This is a genomic window from Caulobacter sp. Root1472, assembly GCF_001426985.1.
In the GTDB taxonomy this organism is placed as follows: Bacteria; Pseudomonadota; Alphaproteobacteria; order Caulobacterales; family Caulobacteraceae; genus Caulobacter; species Caulobacter rhizosphaerae.
Genome location: NZ_LMFX01000051.1, coordinates 143,775 through 161,983 on the forward strand (window position 1 = coordinate 143,775; position 18,209 = coordinate 161,983).

10 protein-coding genes and 4 pseudogenes are annotated in these 18,209 nt (G+C 66.6%); 12 read left to right on the top strand and 2 right to left on the bottom strand.

Annotated features, from left to right (window positions below):
* Nucleotides 1–291 precede the first annotated feature (291 nt).
* From rpoB to rpoC, 3 genes and pseudogenes are all read left to right on the top strand, one after another.
* Entirely contained in the window at nucleotides 292–4,374 is a 4,083-nt protein-coding gene (gene rpoB / locus ASD47_RS25190; protein ID WP_056762610.1) for a DNA-directed RNA polymerase subunit beta, read from the top strand.
* A 15-nt stretch (nucleotides 4,375–4,389) separates the two neighbouring features.
* Nucleotides 4,390–4,484: pseudogene (locus tag ASD47_RS27850) on the top strand (hypothetical protein); the annotation flags it as partial.
* A gap of 33 nt (nucleotides 4,485–4,517) precedes the next feature.
* A complete protein-coding gene (rpoC, locus tag ASD47_RS25195; protein ID WP_056762612.1) occupies nucleotides 4,518–8,702 on the top strand; it encodes a DNA-directed RNA polymerase subunit beta' in 4,185 nt (1,394 codons plus the stop codon).
* A gap of 117 nt (nucleotides 8,703–8,819) precedes the next feature.
* Here rpoC and ASD47_RS25200 read toward each other — a convergent pair whose 3' ends face one another.
* Nucleotides 8,820–9,719: a LysR family transcriptional regulator gene (locus ASD47_RS25200; protein WP_056762613.1), complete on the bottom strand. Its 900-nt coding sequence runs from the start codon at nucleotides 9,717–9,719 to the stop codon at nucleotides 8,820–8,822.
* Between the two features lie 91 nt (nucleotides 9,720–9,810).
* Here ASD47_RS25200 and ASD47_RS25205 point away from each other — a divergent pair, with 91 nt between their 5' ends.
* Nucleotides 9,811–10,425 carry a glutathione S-transferase family protein gene (locus ASD47_RS25205; protein ID WP_056762622.1) on the top strand — a complete coding sequence of 205 codons (615 nt, stop codon included), beginning with the start codon at nucleotides 9,811–9,813 and terminating at the stop codon, nucleotides 10,423–10,425.
* 144 nt (nucleotides 10,426–10,569) lie between these two features.
* On the top strand, nucleotides 10,570–12,411 hold the full coding sequence (locus ASD47_RS25210) for a methyl-accepting chemotaxis protein (RefSeq protein WP_056762623.1): 1,842 nt from the start codon (nucleotides 10,570–10,572) through the stop codon (nucleotides 12,409–12,411).
* Here the strand turns inward: ASD47_RS25210 and ASD47_RS25215 are convergent.
* On the bottom strand, nucleotides 12,338–13,120 hold the full coding sequence (locus ASD47_RS25215; protein WP_056762645.1) for a hypothetical protein: 783 nt from the start codon (nucleotides 13,118–13,120) through the stop codon (nucleotides 12,338–12,340). The two genes, ASD47_RS25210 and ASD47_RS25215, sit on opposite strands and share 74 nt — an antisense overlap.
* 415 nt (nucleotides 13,121–13,535) lie before the next feature.
* Between ASD47_RS25215 and rpsL the strand changes: the two genes are divergently transcribed.
* The 7 genes and pseudogenes from rpsL to ASD47_RS27860 all read left to right on the top strand — a co-directional run.
* The gene (gene rpsL, locus ASD47_RS25220) at nucleotides 13,536–13,907 is read left to right on the top strand and encodes a 30S ribosomal protein S12 (protein WP_007661566.1); all 372 of its coding nucleotides are present in this window, start codon (nucleotides 13,536–13,538) and stop codon (nucleotides 13,905–13,907) included.
* Nucleotides 13,908–13,919: 12 nt separating this feature from the next.
* Entirely contained in the window at nucleotides 13,920–14,393 is a 474-nt protein-coding gene (rpsG, locus tag ASD47_RS25225) for a 30S ribosomal protein S7 (protein ID WP_007661568.1), read from the top strand.
* Between the two features lie 113 nt (nucleotides 14,394–14,506).
* Nucleotides 14,507–16,585 carry an elongation factor G gene (gene fusA / locus ASD47_RS25230; protein WP_056762625.1) on the top strand — a complete coding sequence of 693 codons (2,079 nt, stop codon included), beginning with the start codon at nucleotides 14,507–14,509 and terminating at the stop codon, nucleotides 16,583–16,585.
* Nucleotides 16,586–16,645: 60 nt separating this feature from the next.
* Nucleotides 16,646–16,870 (top strand): GTP-binding protein (locus ASD47_RS26410; protein WP_235526218.1); only part of this gene is annotated, 225 nt, incomplete at its 3' end.
* Between the two features lies 1 nt (nucleotide 16,871).
* A pseudogene (locus tag ASD47_RS25235) lies at nucleotides 16,872–17,182 on the top strand (GTP-binding protein); the annotation flags it as partial.
* 1 nt (nucleotide 17,183) lies between these two features.
* Nucleotides 17,184–17,747, top strand: a pseudogene (locus tag ASD47_RS27855) (EF-Tu/IF-2/RF-3 family GTPase); the annotation flags it as partial.
* Between the two features lies 1 nt (nucleotide 17,748).
* Nucleotides 17,749–18,156, top strand: a pseudogene (locus ASD47_RS27860) (EF-Tu/IF-2/RF-3 family GTPase); the annotation flags it as partial.
* Nucleotides 18,157–18,209: the final 53 nt, after the last annotated feature.

An 18,209-nucleotide genomic window follows, 5' to 3' on the forward strand; every position in this document is an offset into this window, starting at 1 on the left:
TGCATTCTTTTGTGGATAAACCCCCTTCCCAATCTCGGTCGGGTGTCCTATATCCGCCGGCTCACGAAGATATTCGGCGGAGCGCGTACGCGCGTGTCCGCATGATACGCCCCGAGGCGCGGTCAGCCGCCCTCCGACCAGCGCGAAGGGGCGCCCGTCAGGCATCCGGTCCCGGTTGCCCTGACAGGGGAATTCCAGCGACCAGCGCTCTCCCGAGGGGAGAGCGGCGAGGGTGGTCGCTAGGTACATTCGAATTCACGCGCGGAGTCCGTCCGCGCCCAGGGAAAAAACATGGCGCAATCCTTCACCGGCAAGAAGCGGATCCGGAAGTCTTTCGGCCGCATCCCCGAAGCTGTGCAGATGCCGAACCTGATCGAGGTTCAGCGCTCCTCCTACGAGCAGTTCCTTCAGCGCGAGGTCCGTCCGGGCCAGCGCCGCGACGAAGGCATCGAGGCGGTGTTCAAGTCGGTGTTCCCGATCAAGGACTTCAACGAGCGCGCGGTGCTCGAATACGTCTCGTACGAATTCGAAGAGCCCAAGTACGACGTTGAAGAGTGCATCCAGCGCGACATGACCTTCGCGGCGCCGCTGAAGGTCAAGCTGCGGCTGATCGTGTTCGAAACCGAAGAAGAAACCGGCGCCCGGTCCGTCAAGGACATCAAGGAGCAGGACGTCTACATGGGCGACATCCCGCTCATGACCGACAAGGGCACGTTCATCGTCAACGGCACCGAGCGGGTCATCGTCTCGCAGATGCACCGTTCGCCCGGCGTGTTCTTCGACCACGACAAGGGCAAGACCCACGCCTCGGGCAAGCTGCTGTTCGCCGCCCGGGTGATCCCGTACCGCGGCTCGTGGCTGGACTTCGAGTTCGACGCCAAGGACGTGGTCTATGTCCGCATCGACCGCCGCCGCAAGCTGCCGGCCACCACCTTCCTCTATGCCCTGGGCATGGACGGCGAGGAGATCCTGACGACGTTCTATGACGTCGTCCCGTTCGAGAAGCGCACCGCGGCCGGCGCCGAAGGCTGGGCCACCCCGTACAAGCCCGAGCGCTGGCGCGGCGTGAAGCCGGAATTCGCCCTGATCGACGCCGACACCGGCGAGGAAGTGGCTCCGGCCGGCACCAAGATCACCGCCCGCCAGGCCAAGAAGCTGGCTGACGCCGGCCTGAAGACCCTGCTGCTGGCGCCGGAAGCCCTGACGGGCCGCTACCTGGCCCGCGACGCGGTCAACTTCGAGAACGGCGAGATCTACGCCGAGGCTGGCGACGAGCTGGACGTCACCTCGATCCAGGCCCTGGCCGAACAGGGCTTCAGCACCATCGACGTGCTGGACATCGACCACGTCACGGTCGGCGCCTACATGCGCAACACCCTGCGCGTGGACAAGAACGCCGTCCGCGAGGATGCGCTGTTCGACATCTACCGCGTGATGCGTCCGGGCGAGCCGCCGACCGTCGAAGCCGCCGAGGCGATGTTCAAGTCGCTGTTCTTCGACGCCGAGCGCTACGACCTGTCGGCCGTGGGCCGCGTGAAGATGAACATGCGCCTGGAGCTGGACGCTTCGGACGAGATGCGCGTGCTGCGCAAGGAAGACGTGCTGGCGGTGCTCAAGCTGCTGGTCGGCCTGCGCGACGGTCGCGGCGAAATCGACGACATCGACAACCTGGGCAACCGCCGGGTGCGCTCGGTCGGCGAACTGCTGGAAAACCAGTACCGCGTCGGCCTGCTGCGCATGGAGCGCGCCATCAAGGAACGCATGTCGTCGGTCGACATCGACACCGTGATGCCGCACGACCTGATCAACGCCAAGCCGGCCGCGGCCTCGGTGCGTGAATTCTTCGGCAGCTCGCAGCTGTCGCAGTTCATGGACCAGACCAACCCGCTGTCGGAGATCACCCACAAGCGCCGCCTGTCGGCGCTTGGCCCGGGCGGTCTGACCCGCGAGCGCGCCGGCTTCGAAGTCCGCGACGTGCACCCGACCCACTACGGCCGGATCTGCCCGATCGAAACGCCGGAAGGCCCGAACATCGGCCTGATCAACTCGCTGGCCACCCACGCGCGCGTCAACAAGTACGGCTTCATCGAGAGCCCCTACCGTCGCGTCGCCGACGGCAAGCCGCTCGACGAGGTCGTCTACATGTCGGCCATGGAAGAGTCGAAGCACGTCATCGCCCAGTCCAACATCAAGGTGCTGGACGGCGAGATCGTGGACGACCTGGTCCCCGGCCGGATCAACGGCGAGCCGACCCTGCTCCAGAAGGAACAGGTCGACCTGATGGACGTGTCGCCGCGCCAGGTGGTTTCGGTGGCCGCGGCCCTGATCCCGTTCCTGGAAAACGACGACGCCAACCGCGCCCTGATGGGCTCGAACATGCAGCGTCAGGCCGTGCCGCTGGTGCAGTCCGACGCCCCGCTGGTCGGCACCGGCATGGAGGCCGTGGTCGCCCGTGACTCCGGCGCCGTGGTCATCGCCAAGCGCACCGGCGTCGTGGAGCAGATCGACGGCACGCGTATCGTCGTCCGCGCCACGGAAGAGACCGACAGCGCCCGTTCGGGCGTCGACATCTACCGTCTGAGCAAGTTCCAGCGTTCGAACCAGTCGACCTGCATCAACCAGCGCCCGCTGGTGAAGGTGGGCGACCGGATCAGCGCCGGCGACATCATCGCCGACGGCCCGTCGACCGAGCTGGGCGAACTGGCCCTGGGCCGCAACGCGCTCGTCGCGTTCATGCCCTGGAACGGCTACAACTTCGAAGACTCGATCCTGATCTCCGAGCGCATCGTCCGTGACGACGTCTTCACCTCGATCCACATCGAGGAATTCGAAGTCATGGCCCGCGACACCAAGCTGGGTCCGGAAGAAATCACCCGCGACATCCCCAACGTCGGCGAGGAAGCCCTGCGCAACCTCGACGAAGCGGGCATCGTGGCGATCGGCGCCGAGGTCCAGCCGGGCGACATCCTGGTCGGCAAGGTCACGCCGAAGGGCGAAAGCCCGATGACGCCGGAAGAAAAGCTGCTGCGCGCCATCTTCGGCGAAAAGGCCTCGGACGTCCGCGACACCAGCCTGCGCCTGCCCCCGGGCGTCGCCGGCACCATCGTCGACGTGCGCGTGTTCAATCGTCACGGCGTCGACAAGGACGAACGCGCCCTGGCCATCGAGCGCGCCGAGATCGACCGCCTGGGCAAGGACCGCGACGACGAATTCGCGATCCTGAACCGCAACATCTCGGGCCGCCTGCGCGAACTGCTGATCGGCAACGTCGCCCTGTCGGGTCCCAAGGGCCTGTCGCGCGGCGAGATCACCGCCGAAGGCCTGGCTGAAGTCCAGCCCGGCCTGTGGTGGCAGATCGCCCTCGAGGACGAGAAGGCGATGGGCGAACTGGAAAGCCTGCGCCGTCTGTTCGACGAGAACCGCAAGCGTCTGGACCGCCGCTTCGAGGACAAGGTCGACAAACTGCAGCGCGGCGACGAACTGCCCCCGGGCGTGATGAAGATGGTCAAGGTCTTCGTGGCCGTGAAGCGCAAGCTTCAGCCGGGCGACAAGATGGCCGGCCGTCACGGCAACAAGGGCGTCATCTCGCGCATCCTGCCGATCGAGGACATGCCGTTCCTCGCCGACGGGACGCACGTGGACGTCGTTCTGAACCCGCTGGGCGTGCCCTCGCGCATGAACGTCGGCCAGATCTTCGAAACCCACCTGGGCTGGGCCTGCGCCAACCTCGGCAAGCAGATCACCAACCTGCTGGAAGACTGGCAGCACGGCGGCCAGAAGGACGCCCTGGTCCAGCGCCTGCGCGACATCTACGGCCCGGACGAGGAACTGCCGGAAACCGAGGAAGAGCTGGTCGAACTGGCCCGCAACCTCGGCAAGGGCGTTCCGATCGCCACCCCGGTGTTCGACGGCGCGCGCATCGGCGACATCGAAGAGCACCTGACCATGGCGGGCGTCGATCCGTCGGGCCAGTCGATCCTGTTCGACGGCCAGACGGGCGACCAGTTCAAGCGTCCGGTCACGGTCGGCTACATCTACATGCTGAAGCTGCACCACCTGGTCGACGACAAGATCCACGCCCGTTCGATCGGTCCGTACTCGCTGGTCACCCAGCAGCCGCTGGGCGGCAAGGCCCAGTTCGGCGGTCAGCGCTTCGGGGAAATGGAAGTGTGGGCTCTGGAAGCCTACGGCGCGGCCTACACCCTGCAGGAAATGCTGACGGTGAAGTCCGACGACGTGGCCGGCCGGACCAAGGTCTACGAGTCGATCGTCCGTGGCGACGACACGTTCGAAGCCGGTATCCCGGAAAGCTTCAACGTGCTGGTCAAGGAAATGCGCTCGCTCGGCCTGAACGTGGAACTCGAGAACTCTTAAGCGCCGTGCGGTGAAATCCTCGTCCTTCGACAAGCTCAGGATGAGGGTTTCACCAGCGACGCAGTAGCCCTCATCCTGAGCTTGTCGAAGGACGAGGGCGGCACCTCAGAATTTTCGCGGGTAGTCCCGCAGAAGGAACCAAGATGAACCAGGAAGTCCTGAACATCTTTAATCCGGTCCAGGCCGCTCCGACCTTCGACCAGATCCGCATCTCGCTGGCTTCGCCGGAAAAGATCCGCTCGTGGTCGTTCGGTGAGATCAAGAAGCCCGAGACCATCAACTACCGCACGTTCAAGCCCGAGCGTGACGGCCTGTTCTGCGCCCGTATCTTTGGCCCAACCAAGGACTACGAATGCCTGTGCGGCAAGTACAAGCGCATGAAGTACAAGGGCATCATCTGCGAGAAGTGCGGCGTCGAGGTCACCCTGGCCCGCGTCCGTCGCGAGCGCATGGGCCACATCGAGCTGGCCTCGCCGGTCGCCCACATCTGGTTCCTGAAGTCGCTGCCCTCGCGCATCGCCATGATGCTGGACATGCCGCTGAAGGACATCGAGCGGGTCCTGTACTTCGAATACTACATCGTCACCGAGCCGGGCCTGACCCCGCTGAAGCAGCACCAGCTGCTCAGCGAGGACGACTTCATGCGCGCCCAGGACGAATACGGCGACGACAGCTTCACCGCCGAAATTGGCGCCGAGGCCGTCCAGAACCTGCTCAAGGCGATCGACCTGGAGAAGGAAGCCGAGAAGCTGCGCGAAGAGCTGGCGGGCAACCCGTCGGACATGAAGCAGAAGAAATTCTCCAAGCGCCTGAAGATCCTGGAAGCCTTCCAGGAGTCGGGCAACCGTCCGGAGTGGATGGTGCTGACGGTCGTGCCGGTGATCCCGCCGGAACTGCGCCCGCTGGTGCCGCTGGACGGCGGCCGCTTCGCGACCTCGGACCTGAACGACCTGTACCGCCGGGTCATCAACCGTAACAACCGCCTCAAGCGCCTGATCGAACTGCGCGCCCCCGACATCATCATCCGCAACGAAAAGCGGATGCTGCAGGAGTCGGTGGACGCCCTGTTCGACAACGGCCGCCGCGGTCGCGTGATCACGGGCGCCAACAAGCGTCCGCTGAAGTCGCTGGCCGACATGCTGAAGGGCAAGCAGGGCCGCTTCCGCCAGAACCTGCTGGGCAAGCGCGTCGACTATTCGGGCCGTTCGGTCATCGTCGTGGGTCCGGACCTGAAGCTGCACGAGTGCGGCCTGCCCAAGAAGATGGCGCTGGAGCTGTTCAAGCCGTTCATCTATGCGCGCCTGGACGCCAAGGGCCTGTCGGGCACCGTCAAGCAGTCCAAGCGCATGGTCGAGCGCGAACAGCCGCAGGTGTGGGACATCCTCGAAGAGGTGATCCGCGAACACCCCGTGCTGCTGAATCGCGCGCCGACGCTTCACCGCCTGGGCATCCAGGCGTTCGAGCCCAAGCTGATCGAGGGCAAGGCCATCCAGCTGCACCCGCTGGTCTGCGCCGCGTTCAACGCCGACTTCGACGGCGACCAGATGGCCGTGCACGTCCCGCTGAGCCTCGAGGCCCAGCTGGAAGCGCGCGTCCTGATGATGTCGACCAACAACATCCTGTCGCCCGCCAACGGTCGCCCGATCATCGTGCCGTCGCAGGACATCGTCCTGGGCCTGTACTACCTGTCGGTCGCCCGCGACGGCGAGCCGGGTGAAGGCAAGATCTTCGCCGACCTGGGCGAGATCGAAGCCGCCATGGACGCCGGCGTCGTGTCGCTGCACGCCAAGATCAAGTCGCGCTTCACCGAAGTGGACGCCGACGGCGTGGCGCGTCGCCGCGTGATCGACACCACCCCCGGCCGCATGAAGATCGCCGCCCTGCTTCCGCGTCACCCGGCGATCGGTCACCGACTGATCGAGAAGGCCCTGACCAAGAAGGAAATCGGCAACCTGATCGACGTGGTCTATCGCCACTGCGGCCAGAAGGCGACGGTGATCTTCGCCGACCAGGTCATGGGCCTGGGCTTCAAGGAAGCGGCCAAGGCCGGCATCTCCTTCGGCAAGGACGACATCATCATCCCCAAGCGGAAGGAGGCGATCGTCGCCGAAACCCGCACCCTGGCCGAGGAGTACGAGCAACAGTACGCCGACGGCCTGATCACCAAGGGCGAGAAGTACAACAAGGTCGTCGACGCCTGGGCCAAGGCCACCGACCGGGTCGCTGACGAGATGATGGCCGAGCTTCAGATGAAGCATAAGGACGAGAACGGCCGCGAGAAGGAAATCAACGCCATCTACATGATGGCCCACTCCGGCGCCCGTGGTTCGCAAGCCCAGATGAAGCAGCTGGGCGGCATGCGCGGCCTGATGGCCAAGCCCTCCGGCGAGATCATCGAGACCCCGATCGTCTCGAACTTCAAGGAAGGCCTGACCGTTCAGGAGTACTTCAACTCGACCCACGGCGCCCGTAAGGGCCTGGCGGACACCGCGCTGAAGACCGCCAACTCCGGCTACCTGACCCGTCGTCTGGTCGACGTCGCGCAGGACTGCATCATCGTCGAGGAAGACTGCGGCACCACCAAGGGCATCACCCTGCGGGCCGTGGTCGAAGGCGGCGACGTGCTGGTCTCGCTGGGCACCCGTGTCCTGGGCCGTTTCTCGGCCGAGGACATCAAGGACCCGGCGACCGGCGAGATCGTGGTTCCGGCCGACACCTATCTCGACGAGAACATGGCAGACGCCATCGAAGCCGCTGCGGTGCAGTCGGTGAAGGTGCGCTCGGTCCTGACCTGCGAGGCCAAGATCGGCGTCTGCGGCGCCTGCTACGGCCGCGACCTGGCCCGCGGCACGCCGGTGAACATCGGTGAAGCGGTGGGCGTCATCGCCGCCCAGTCGATCGGCGAGCCCGGCACCCAGCTGACGATGCGGACCTTCCACATCGGCGGCACCGCCCAGGTGGCCGAGCAGTCGTTCTTCGAAAGCAGCAACGACGGCGTGGTCCGCGTGACCGGCGCCACCGTGGTGGGTTCGGACGGCGCCCTGGTGGTCATGAGCCGCAACACGGCCGTGAGCGTCCTGGTCGACGGCAAGGAGCGCGAGAACTACAAGCCGCCGTACGGCGCGCGCCTGAAGGTCAAGGACGGCGACAAGGTCAAGCGCGGCCAGCGCCTGGCCGATTGGGACCCCTACACCACCCCGATCATCACCGAAGTGGCCGGTCGCATCCGCGCCGAAGACCTGGTGGACGGCTTCTCCGTTCGCGAGGAAACCGACGAAGCCACCGGCATCGCGCAGCGCGTGATCGCCGACTGGCGGACCTCGGCCCGCGCGTCGGACCTGCGTCCGGCCATGGGCGTGCTGGGTGAAGACGGCGCCTATGTCCGTCTGGCCAACGGCGGCGAGGCTCGCTACCTGATGTCGGTCGGCGCCATTCTCTCCGTCGCTGACGGGGACATGGTCAAGCCGGGCGAGGTCATCGCGCGGATCCCGACCGAAGGCGCCAAGACCCGGGACATCACCGGTGGTCTGCCGCGCGTCGCCGAACTCTTCGAAGCCCGCCGTCCCAAGGACTGCGCGGTCATCGCGGAAATGGACGGCCGTGTCGAATTCGGCAAGGATTACAAGAACAAGCGCCGGATCAAGATCACTCCGGACATCGACGCCGACGGCAACCAGCCTGAAGCGGTCGAGTTCCTGATCCCGAAGGGCAAGCACATCGCGGTGCATGATGGCGACTACATCACGCGCGGCGAGTACATCATCGACGGCAACCCGGATCCGCACGACATCCTGCGCATTCTGGGCGTCGAGGCCCTGGCCAACTTCCTGGTCGACGAGATCCAGGAGGTCTACCGACTGCAGGGCGTGCCGATCAACGACAAGCACATCGAGACGATCGTTCGTCAGATGCTGCAGAAGGTCGAGATCGTCGAGCCGGGCGACACGGGCCTGATCAAGGGCGATCACCTCGACAAGCCCGAGTTCTACGTCGAGCAGGACAAGGCTGTCGCCCGCGGCGGCCGTCCGGCCACGACGCAGCCTGTGCTGCTGGGCATCACCAAGGCCTCGCTGCAGACCAAGAGCTTCATCTCGGCCGCGTCGTTCCAAGAAACGACCCGCGTCCTGACCGAAGCCTCGGTGCACGGCAAGACCGACACCCTGGAAGGCCTGAAGGAAAACGTCATCGTGGGTCGCCTGATCCCCGCTGGCACGGGTTCCTACCTGCGCAGCCTGCAACGCATCGCCGCCAAGCGCGACGAGCAGCTGGCCCAGCAGCGCGAAGAGTCGATGGAGCCGCTGCCCGCGGTCATCGCCGAAGAAGCCTAAGCCTCCTTCGAGGACTGAAACGGAACGGCCCGGGAGCAATCCCGGGCCGTTTCTTTTTTGGCTCTTCTCCCTCAGGAGGAGGTGTCGGTGAAGCGGACGGAGGGGGCGTCCTCCGTTCTACGATCCCCGCAACACCGCCAGCCGCTCCAGCCTCGGCGCCGCGAAATCCAGGAACGCCCGCACCAGCGGCGGCATGAACCGGCCGCCCACCGTGACCAGTTGCACGGGCAGGGGCGGGGGCTCGAAGTCGGGCAGCAGGCGCACCAGCCGCCCGGCCGCCAGGTCCTCGGCGACCTGATAGGACAGCGCCCGGCCGACGCCGCGTCCGGCGACCATGGCCGCCAGGGCCGCCTCGACATTGTTGACCCGCAGCCGGGGCTCCAGCCGCACCGCCCGCGGCTTGCCGCGATGCTCGAACCGCCATTCCGGCGAGGCCGAGACCACGGTGGTCAGGATGACCTCGTGCCCGGCCAGGTCGCCCGGCTCCAACGGCGTCCCGCGTCGCGCCAGGTAATCGGGCGCGGCCACCAGCAGCCGGCGCACTTGGCCTAGCTTGCGGACTATCAGGCTGGAATCGGCCAGCGGCCCGATCCGCAGGGCCACGTGCAACTCGCCCTCGATCAGGTCCAGGTTTCGGTCGTGCAGGGTCAGGTCGGCCTGGACGCCGGGGTGCTCGGCCAGGAAGTCGGCCACGACCGGCGTCAGGCAGCGGCCGCCGAACACGGTCGGGCCGGTGATCCGCAGCGTGCCGCGCACCGCGTCAGAGGCGGGGGCCTGGAGGGCGGTCTCGTAGTCGACCAGCAGCCGCCGGGCCCGCTCGGCCAGGTCGCGGCCGGCCTCGGTCGGCGCCAGGCGGCGGGTGGTGCGCTCGATCAGCCGCACGCCCATCCGCTCTTCCAGCGCCGCCAGGGTCCGGGTCATGGCGGCGGGCGAGCGCCGCAGCCTGCGGCCGGCGGCGGCCAGGGACCCGCTGTCGATCACCGCCAGCAGCAGGGCCAGTTCGTCCAGGCGATCCATTCCATAATCCGCAATTATGTCTTGCCTATTTGCTCAATTCATTTCGAACGGCGCAATGGCGAAGATGCCTCCGCATCAAGGGAAAGCATCGATGTCCGACACCGCCATCGTCCTGCACGGCACGCCGCTCTCGGGCCATACCCACCGGGTAGGCCTGATGCTGAACGCCCTGGGCCTGGCCTACCGCTTCGTCTCCGCGCCCAAGGACGTTCGCGCCTCGCCGGCCTTCCTGGCCCTCAACCCGCTCGGTCAGATCCCGGTGCTGCAGGACGGCGGCCTGGTCCTGGCCGACAGCAACGCCATCCTGGTCTATCTGGCGCGTCGCTATGCGCCTGACGCCGACTGGCTGCCGCTGGAGCCGGTCGCCGCCGCCCGGGTCCAGCGCTGGCTGTCGATCGCCGCCGGCGAGGTCATGCACGGCCCGGCCATCGCCCGGATGATCGCCCTGTTCGACCTCCCCGACGATCCGGCCCGCGCCGCTCGCATCGCCGCCCGGGTGCTGGCCTTCATGGACAGCCACCTGGCGGACCGCGCCTATCTCGCCGCCGACCACGTCACGATCGCCGACCTGGCCTGCTACTCGTATGTGGCCCACGCCCCCGAAGGCGGGGTGGCGCTGGAGCCCTATCCGGCCGTGCGCGCGTGGCTGGCCCGGGTCGAGGCCCAGCCCTGGTTCAAGCCCATGCCCGACTTCGCGGCGGCGTGAGGGGAGCGCCGGCCTTGGGTCGTTTACCCGGTGCGGCGCAACGTCGCGATTTCATTCGGCGGATCAATCGACCGGAAGGTTAAGCCTTGCTTGAGATGTTGCGGTGCAAACCGGAGGCAGGATTCTCCAGACATTGGCGCCCCCATGCGTTCCGACATCTCCACCAAGGTCAGCCTGACCGTCGTCGCGGCCTTCATGACCCTGCTGCTGGCCCTGCTGGCCATCGTCGGCAAGAACTCGCTGGACTTCGCCAAGTCGCAGGCGGTCAGCCAGCAGGAGGCCAGCATGCGTGTGGCCTGGGACGCGGTCGGCGGCCAGGGCGCGGTCTTCGCACGTGACGGCGACAAGCTGACGGTCGGCGGCAAGGTCCTGAACGGCGACATCGCCACGGTCGACCACGTCAAGGACCTGGTCGGCGGCACCATGACCATCTTCCTGGGCGACACCCGCATCGCCACCAACGTCCAGAAGCCGGACGGCAGCCGCGGCCTGGGCACCACCCTGGCCAAGGGGCCGGTTCATGATGCGGTGCTGGACCGGGGCGAGTCCTATCGCGGCGAGGCCAAGGTGCTGGGCAAGCCCTATTTCGCGGCCTACGACCCGATCAAGGACGCCTCGGGCCAGGTGATCGGCATCCTCTATGTCGGCGTGGCCAAGGCCGACTACTTCCAGCCCGTCTATCGCCAGCTGATCTGGCTGGCCGTGGCCGGCGCGGTGCTGGCGGCCCTGGGCGTCGCAGCCTCGGTGACCGTGGTTCGCCGCCAACTGTCGCCACTGCGCGACCTGCGCGAGGCCATGAAGCGGGTGATGGGCGGCGACCTGACCGTCGCCCTGCCGTTCGCAGGGCGCCGCGACGACATCGGCCTGATGGCCGACGCGGTCCACGCCTTCCGCGACGAGGCTCGCGAGAAGGGCCGGATCGAAGCCCAGGCCGAGACCCATCGCCAAGCCGCCGAGGCCGAGCGCCGCCTGTCGGCCGATCGCGACAGCCACCAGGCCGAGCAGCAGGCCCTGGTCGTCTCGCGCCTGGCCCACGGTCTGGACCGGCTGTCGGCCGGCGACCTGACCGTTCGCCTGACCGAGGCCTTCGCTCCCGACTACGAGCGCCTGCGCGCCGACTTCAACCAGGCGGTCGAGCGCCTGGAGCAGGCCATGGGCGCGGTGATCTCGGCCGTGGGCGGGTTAACCGCCGGGGCCAACGGCATCGCTGGCGCGGCGGGCGACCTGTCGACCCGCAGCGAGCAGCAGGCCGCCAGCCTGGAAGAGGCCGCCGCCGCGCTTACCGAGATCACCAACGCCGTCCGTGTGGCCGCCGACGGCGCGCGCGGAGCCCGCGAAGCCGTCAGCCAGGCCCAGGCCGAGGCCGGCCGCTCGCGCGCCGTCGTCGACGAGACCATCCAGGCGATCGGCGGCATCGAGGCCTCCTCGCACCAGGTGGCCCAGATCGTCGGCGTGATCGACGAGATCGCCTTCCAGACCAACCTGCTGGCCCTGAACGCCGGGGTCGAGGCGGCCCGGGCCGGCGACGCCGGCCGCGGCTTCGCGGTCGTGGCGCAGGAAGTCCGGGCCCTGGCCCAGCGCTCGGCCGACGCGGCCAAGGAGATCAAGGTCCACATCGCCGACTCGGCCCGCCAGGTCGAGGCCGGAGTCGTGCTGGTGGGCCGCACCGGCGAGGCTCTACAGAAGATCGCCGGCCAGGTCGGGGCCATCGACGGCGTCATCGGCCAGATCGCCGCCTCGGCCGCCGAGCAGGCCTCGGGCCTGTCGGAGGTCAACACCGCCGTCAGCCACATGGACCAGGCCACCCAGAAGAACGCCGCCATGGTCAACCGCTCGGCCGCCGACAGCCTGACCCTGGTGCGCGAGGTCGAGGGCCTGGCCGCCCTGGTCGACCACTTCAAGGTCGGCGCGGCTAGCGCTGCTCGTTCTGGCGCGCGGCCGTCTTCCGACGCTCGTCGGCCTTCCGCGCATCGTCCAGCCGCTTGAGGGCCTGCTGCTCGGCCGAGCGCGAGCGGCCCAGGCCGTCCTGCTCGGCGCCCAGCACCCAGGGGATGTCCTTGCCCTTGCCCGGATCGTCGCGATTGCGGTGATCCACCCCGACGCCCATCGGCGCGTCGCGATAGGCGCGGTCGGCCTGCTGCTTGAGGGCCTGGGCGTCGAAGCCCCGCCGCTTGGCCGCGTCCATCGGCGCGTCATAGACTGGCGCGTTGCGGGCCTTGGCGCCAAACGCCTCGTCGCAATGTTCCTGCTCACGCCGGTTGAGGCCGACCGCCTGGGCGTTGGCGCAACCGGGGCTGCTTCCGCGCAGGGCGGTGCGCAGGTCGCCGCGCGGGCCTTCGGGCAGGGGGGCGGGATGGACGCCGGTCGCGCGGTTGCTCGGGGCGGGCGGACCGGGAACGGGCGCGACGCCCAGCGGCTGGATCCAGGACGGCGCGACCCGGCGCGGCGCGCGCGGCTGGATCGGCGAGGCCGCGGCGGCCCGCTCGACGCTGGCCACGGTCTCCGCCGTGGGGCGACGGGGGGTGAGCTCGCGCTCCAGGGTGACGCGGATGGCGTCCTCGTCGTCCGACCGGTCCTGGAAGCGCGCCGCCATCGGCCAGCCCAGGACGGCCAGGATCACGGCGTGCAGGGCCAGCGACCCGCCAAGGACGGCGCCGTTTCTCAACCGGGTTTTGCGCGCCGTGGCCGGGGACAAGAACAAGCTCGACAGGAACAGGGGAGCGGCGAGGCTTGCCACCTCGAGTGGCGAAAGCATGGCGGCTGAACGTTAGATGGGGTGACCGATCGCCTTCGCTAGTCGGGTTTGGAAGGCGCGAAAGCGTGGCCGTGAAGGGGTCATGAGCGGGCGCAAACCCGTGAATTGACTCGGCATTGACGTCGGATGCGTTCGCGAGTAGTTTCCGCGCTCTTTTCGAGGCGGACCCTGTCCGTCCTGATGAGCGCCCGTCCCTTACCCCGACGGACCAGCCCGCCGGAACGCTGCCCGCGTCCCGGCGAGTTTCGTGTTTATCAGGTCCTCATCCGAGGCCGAGACAAGCCGGAATAAAAACGACAAGGACCCTGAAGCGCCTCGGCCGAAAGGCACACGCTTCCATCAGAGCAGAGACTTAATGCCTACCGTCAACCAGCTCATCCGCAAACCGCGCCAGCCTAAGCCGGTCCGGAACAAGGTGCCCGCCCTGAAGGGCTGCCCCCAACGCCGCGGCGTTTGCACGCGCGTCTACACGACGACCCCGAAGAAGCCGAACTCGGCTCTGCGTAAGGTCGCCAAGGTCCGTCTGACCACCGGCATCGAAGCCGTTTGCTACATCCCGGGCGAAGGCCACAACCTGCAGGAGCACTCGGTGGTGCTCATCCGCGGCGGCCGCGTCAAGGACTTGCCCGGCGTCCGCTATCACATCCTGCGCGGCGTCCTCGACACCCAAGGTGTCAAGGATCGTAAGCAGCGTCGTTCGCTCTACGGCGCCAAGCGTCCGAAGTAAGGAAGAAGAAGTATGTCCCGCCGCCGTCGCGCCGAGAAACGCCAAGTCCTGCCGGATCCCAAGTTTGGAGATCTGATCGTCACGAAGTTCATGAACTACGTGATGTACGAGGGCAAAAAAGCCGTCGCCGAAAACATCATCTATGGTGCTTTCGACATCCTGGAAAACAAGCGCAAGGACCAAGGTCCGCTTGAGACCTTCCACTCCGCCCTGGACAACGTCGCCCCGGCGATCGAAGTCCGGTCGCGCCGCGTCGGCGGCGCCACCTATCAGGTGCCGGTGGAAGTCCGTCCGGACCGTCGTCGCGCCCTGGCCATCCGCTGGCTGGTGACCGCCGCCCGCAAGCGTGGCGAAAACACCATGACCGAAAAGCTGGCCGGTGAGCTGCTCGACGCTTCGAACAACCGCGGCACCGCGGTGAAGAAGCGCGAAGACACCCACAAGATGGCCGAAGCCAACCGGGCGTTCTCGCACTACCGCTGGTAACCTTTCTTACCAGCACTCTTTCAGGCGCGGGCGGTTTGAGATAAACCGCCCGCGCCGCACGTTTAAATGTCCCCGCCCCAGCTTGGGGTCGGGCAGTCACGCAGAGCTAGACCATGGCCCGCCAGCATAAAATCGAAGACTACCGCAACTTCGGCATCATGGCGCACATCGACGCCGGGAAGACGACGACGACCGAGCGGATCCTGTATTACACGGGTAAGTCGCACAAGATCGGCGAAGTCCACGACGGCGCCGCGACCATGGACTGGATGGACCAGGAACAAGAGCGCGGCATCACCATCACGTCGGCCGCGACGACCGCTTTCTGGAAAGACAAGCGCCTCAACATCATCGACACCCCCGGACACGTCGACTTCACGATCGAAGTCGAGCGTTCGCTGCGCGTCCTCGACGGCGCCGTGACGGTGCTGGACGGCAACGCCGGCGTCGAGCCGCAGACGGAAACCGTCTGGCGTCAGGCCGACAAGTACAAGGTTCCGCGGATCGTCTTCGTCAACAAGATGGACAAGATCGGCGCCGACTTCGACAAGTCGGTCGAGTCGATCCGCGACCGTCTGGGCGCCAAGGCCGTTCCGATCCAGTTCCCGATCGGTTCGGAATCCTCGCTGAGCGGCCTGGTCGACCTGGTCCGCATGAAGGCCGTGATCTGGGACAACGACGCCCTGGGCGCCAACTTCCGTGACGAAGAGATTCCCGCCGACCTGCTGGACAAGGCCAAGGAAGCTCACGCTTACCTGGTTGAGGCCGCCGTCGAGCTCGACGACGAAGCCATGGAAGCCTATCTGGGCGGCGAAGAGCCCTCGGAAGCCGTGCTGAAGAAGTGCATCCGCAAGGCCGTGCTGACCGGCGCCTTCTATCCGATCCTCTGCGGCTCGGCCTTCAAGAACAAGGGCGTGCAGACGCTCCTGGACGCCGTCGTCGACTACCTGCCCTCGCCGGTGGACATCCCGCCGACCAAGGGCATCGACTTCAAGACCGAAGAAGAAGTCGTGCGTCGCGCCTCGGACGACGAGCCGCTGTCGGTCCTGGCGTTCAAGATCATGGACGACCCCTTCGTTGGTTCGCTGACCTTCTGCCGGATCTATTCGGGCAAGCTGGAAACCGGCATGAGCCTGCTGAACGCCACGCGCGACAAGCGCGAGCGCGTCGGCCGCATGCTGCTCATGCACTCCAACAACCGCGAAGACATCAAGGAAGCCTTCGCCGGCGACATCGTCGCCTTGGCCGGCCTCAAGGAAACCCGCACCGGCGACACCCTGTGCGATCCCCTGAAGTCGCCGGTCATCCTGGAGCGCATGGAATTCCCGGCCCCGGTCATCGAGATCGCCGTCGAGCCCAAGTCCAAGGCCGACCAGGAAAAGCTGGGCGTCGCCCTGGCCAAGCTGGCCGCCGAGGATCCGTCCTTCACCGTCTCGACCGACTTCGAAAGCGGCCAGACGATCCTGAAGGGCATGGGCGAACTGCACCTGGACATCAAGATCGACATCCTCAAGCGCACCTACAAGGTCGAAGCCAACATCGGCGCGCCGCAGGTCGCCTATCGTGAAAGCCTGGGTCGCAAGGCCGAGATCGACTACACCCACAAGAAGCAGACCGGCGGTACGGGCCAGTTCGCTCGCGTCATGATCACTTTCGAACCCGGTGAACCCGGTTCGGGCTTCGTGTTCGAGAACTCGATCGTCGGCGGCGCGGTGCCGAAGGAATACATCCCCGGCGTCCAGAAGGGTCTGGAGTCCGTCAAGGACAACGGCCTGCTGGCCGGCTTCCCGCTGATCGACTTCAAGGCCACCCTGACGGACGGCAAGTACCACGACGTCGACTCCAGCGTGCTGGCGTTCGAAATCGCGTCGCGCGCCGCCTTCAAGGAACTGCGTGAAAAGGGCGCTCCCAAGCTGCTCGAGCCGATCATGGCCGTCGAGGTCGTGACCCCGGAAGAGTACCTGGGTTCGGTCATCGGCGACCTGAACGCCCGTCGCGGGATGATCCAGGGCCAGGACATGCGCGGCAACGCCACGGTGGTGAACGCCTTCGTGCCGCTGGCCAACATGTTCGGCTATGTGAACACCCTGCGCGGCATGTCCCAGGGCCGCGCCCAGTTCACCATGCAATACGACCACTACGAGCCGGTGCCGCAACACGTCGCCGACGAAGTGATCAAGAAGTACGCCTAAGCTAACCCCAGAAATCCCCTTTTAATTGCAGGCCCCTCTGGGGTCCGGAGCTAGAGAAAAATGGCCAAGGAAAAGTTCGAACGTAATAAGCCGCACTGCAACATCGGCACCATTGGTCACGTTGACCACGGCAAGACGACGTTGACGGCTGCGATCACCATCATTCTGGCCAAGACCGGTGGTGCGACGGCGAAGAACTACGCCGACATCGACGCCGCGCCGGAAGAAAAGGCCCGCGGCATCACCATCAACACCGCGCACGTGGAATATGAGACGGCCAACCGTNGCGACGGCGAAGAACTACGCCGACATCGACGCCGCGCCGGAAGAAAAGGCCCGCGGCATCACCATCAACACCGCGCACGTGGAATATGAGACGGCCAACCGTCACTACGCCCACGTCGACTGCCCCGGCCACGCCGACTATGTGAAGAACATGATCACCGGCGCGGCCCAGATGGACGGCGCGATCCTGGTCGTGTCGGCCGCCGACGGCCCGATGCCCCAGACCCGCGAGCACATCCTGCTGGCCCGTCAGGTCGGCGTGCCGGCCCTGGTGGTCTACATGAACAAGGTCGACCTGGTCGACGACGCCGANCGGCCGCCGACGGCCCGATGCCCCAGACCCGCGAGCACATCCTGCTGGCCCGTCAGGTCGGCGTGCCGGCCCTGGTGGTCTACATGAACAAGGTCGACCTGGTCGACGACGCCGAACTGCTCGAGCTGGTCGAGATGGAAGTGCGCGAGCTGCTTTCGTCGTACGACTTCCCGGGCGACGACATCCCGATCACCAAGGGCTCGGCCAAGGTCGCCATCGACGGCGGCGACCCGGTCATCGGCGAGCAGTCGATCCTGGAACTGATGACCACGGTCGACACCTACATCCCGCAGCCTGACCGTCCGGTCGACCTGCCCTTCCTGATGCCGGTCGAAGACGTGTTCTCGATCTCGGGYCGCGGCACCGTGGTCACCGGTCGCGTCGAGCGCGGCATCGTCAAGGTCGGCGAGGAAGTCGAGATCGTCGGCATCCGTCCGGTCCAGAAGACSACCTGCACGGGCGTSGAAATGTTCCGCAAGCTGCTGGACCAAGGTCAGGCGGGCGACAACGTCGGCGTGCTGCTGCGCGGCACCAAGCGCGAAGACGTCGAGCGCGGCCAGGTGCNGAAATGTTCCGCAAGCTGCTGGACCAAGGTCAGGCGGGCGACAACGTCGGCGTGCTGCTGCGCGGCACCAAGCGCGAAGACGTCGAGCGCGGCCAGGTGCTGTGCAAGCCGGGTTCGATCACCCCGCACACCAAGTTCGTGGCCGAAGCCTACATCCTGACCAAGGAAGAAGGCGGYCGTCACACCCCGTTYTTCACCAACTACCGTCCGCARTTCTACTTCCGCACCACGGACGTCACCGGGATCATCAAGCTGCGCGAAGGCGTGGAAATGATCATGCCGGGCGACAACGCCGAGCTGGACGTCGAGCTGATCACCCCGATCGCCATGGAAGAGAAGCTGCGCTTCGCCATCCGTGAAGGCGGCCGCACCGTCGGCGCCGGCGTCGTCGCGAAAATCGTTGAATAACGATTTTCTCGACCATGCTTAGTGGCCAGAAACGCATGCGTTTCTGGCGCGCC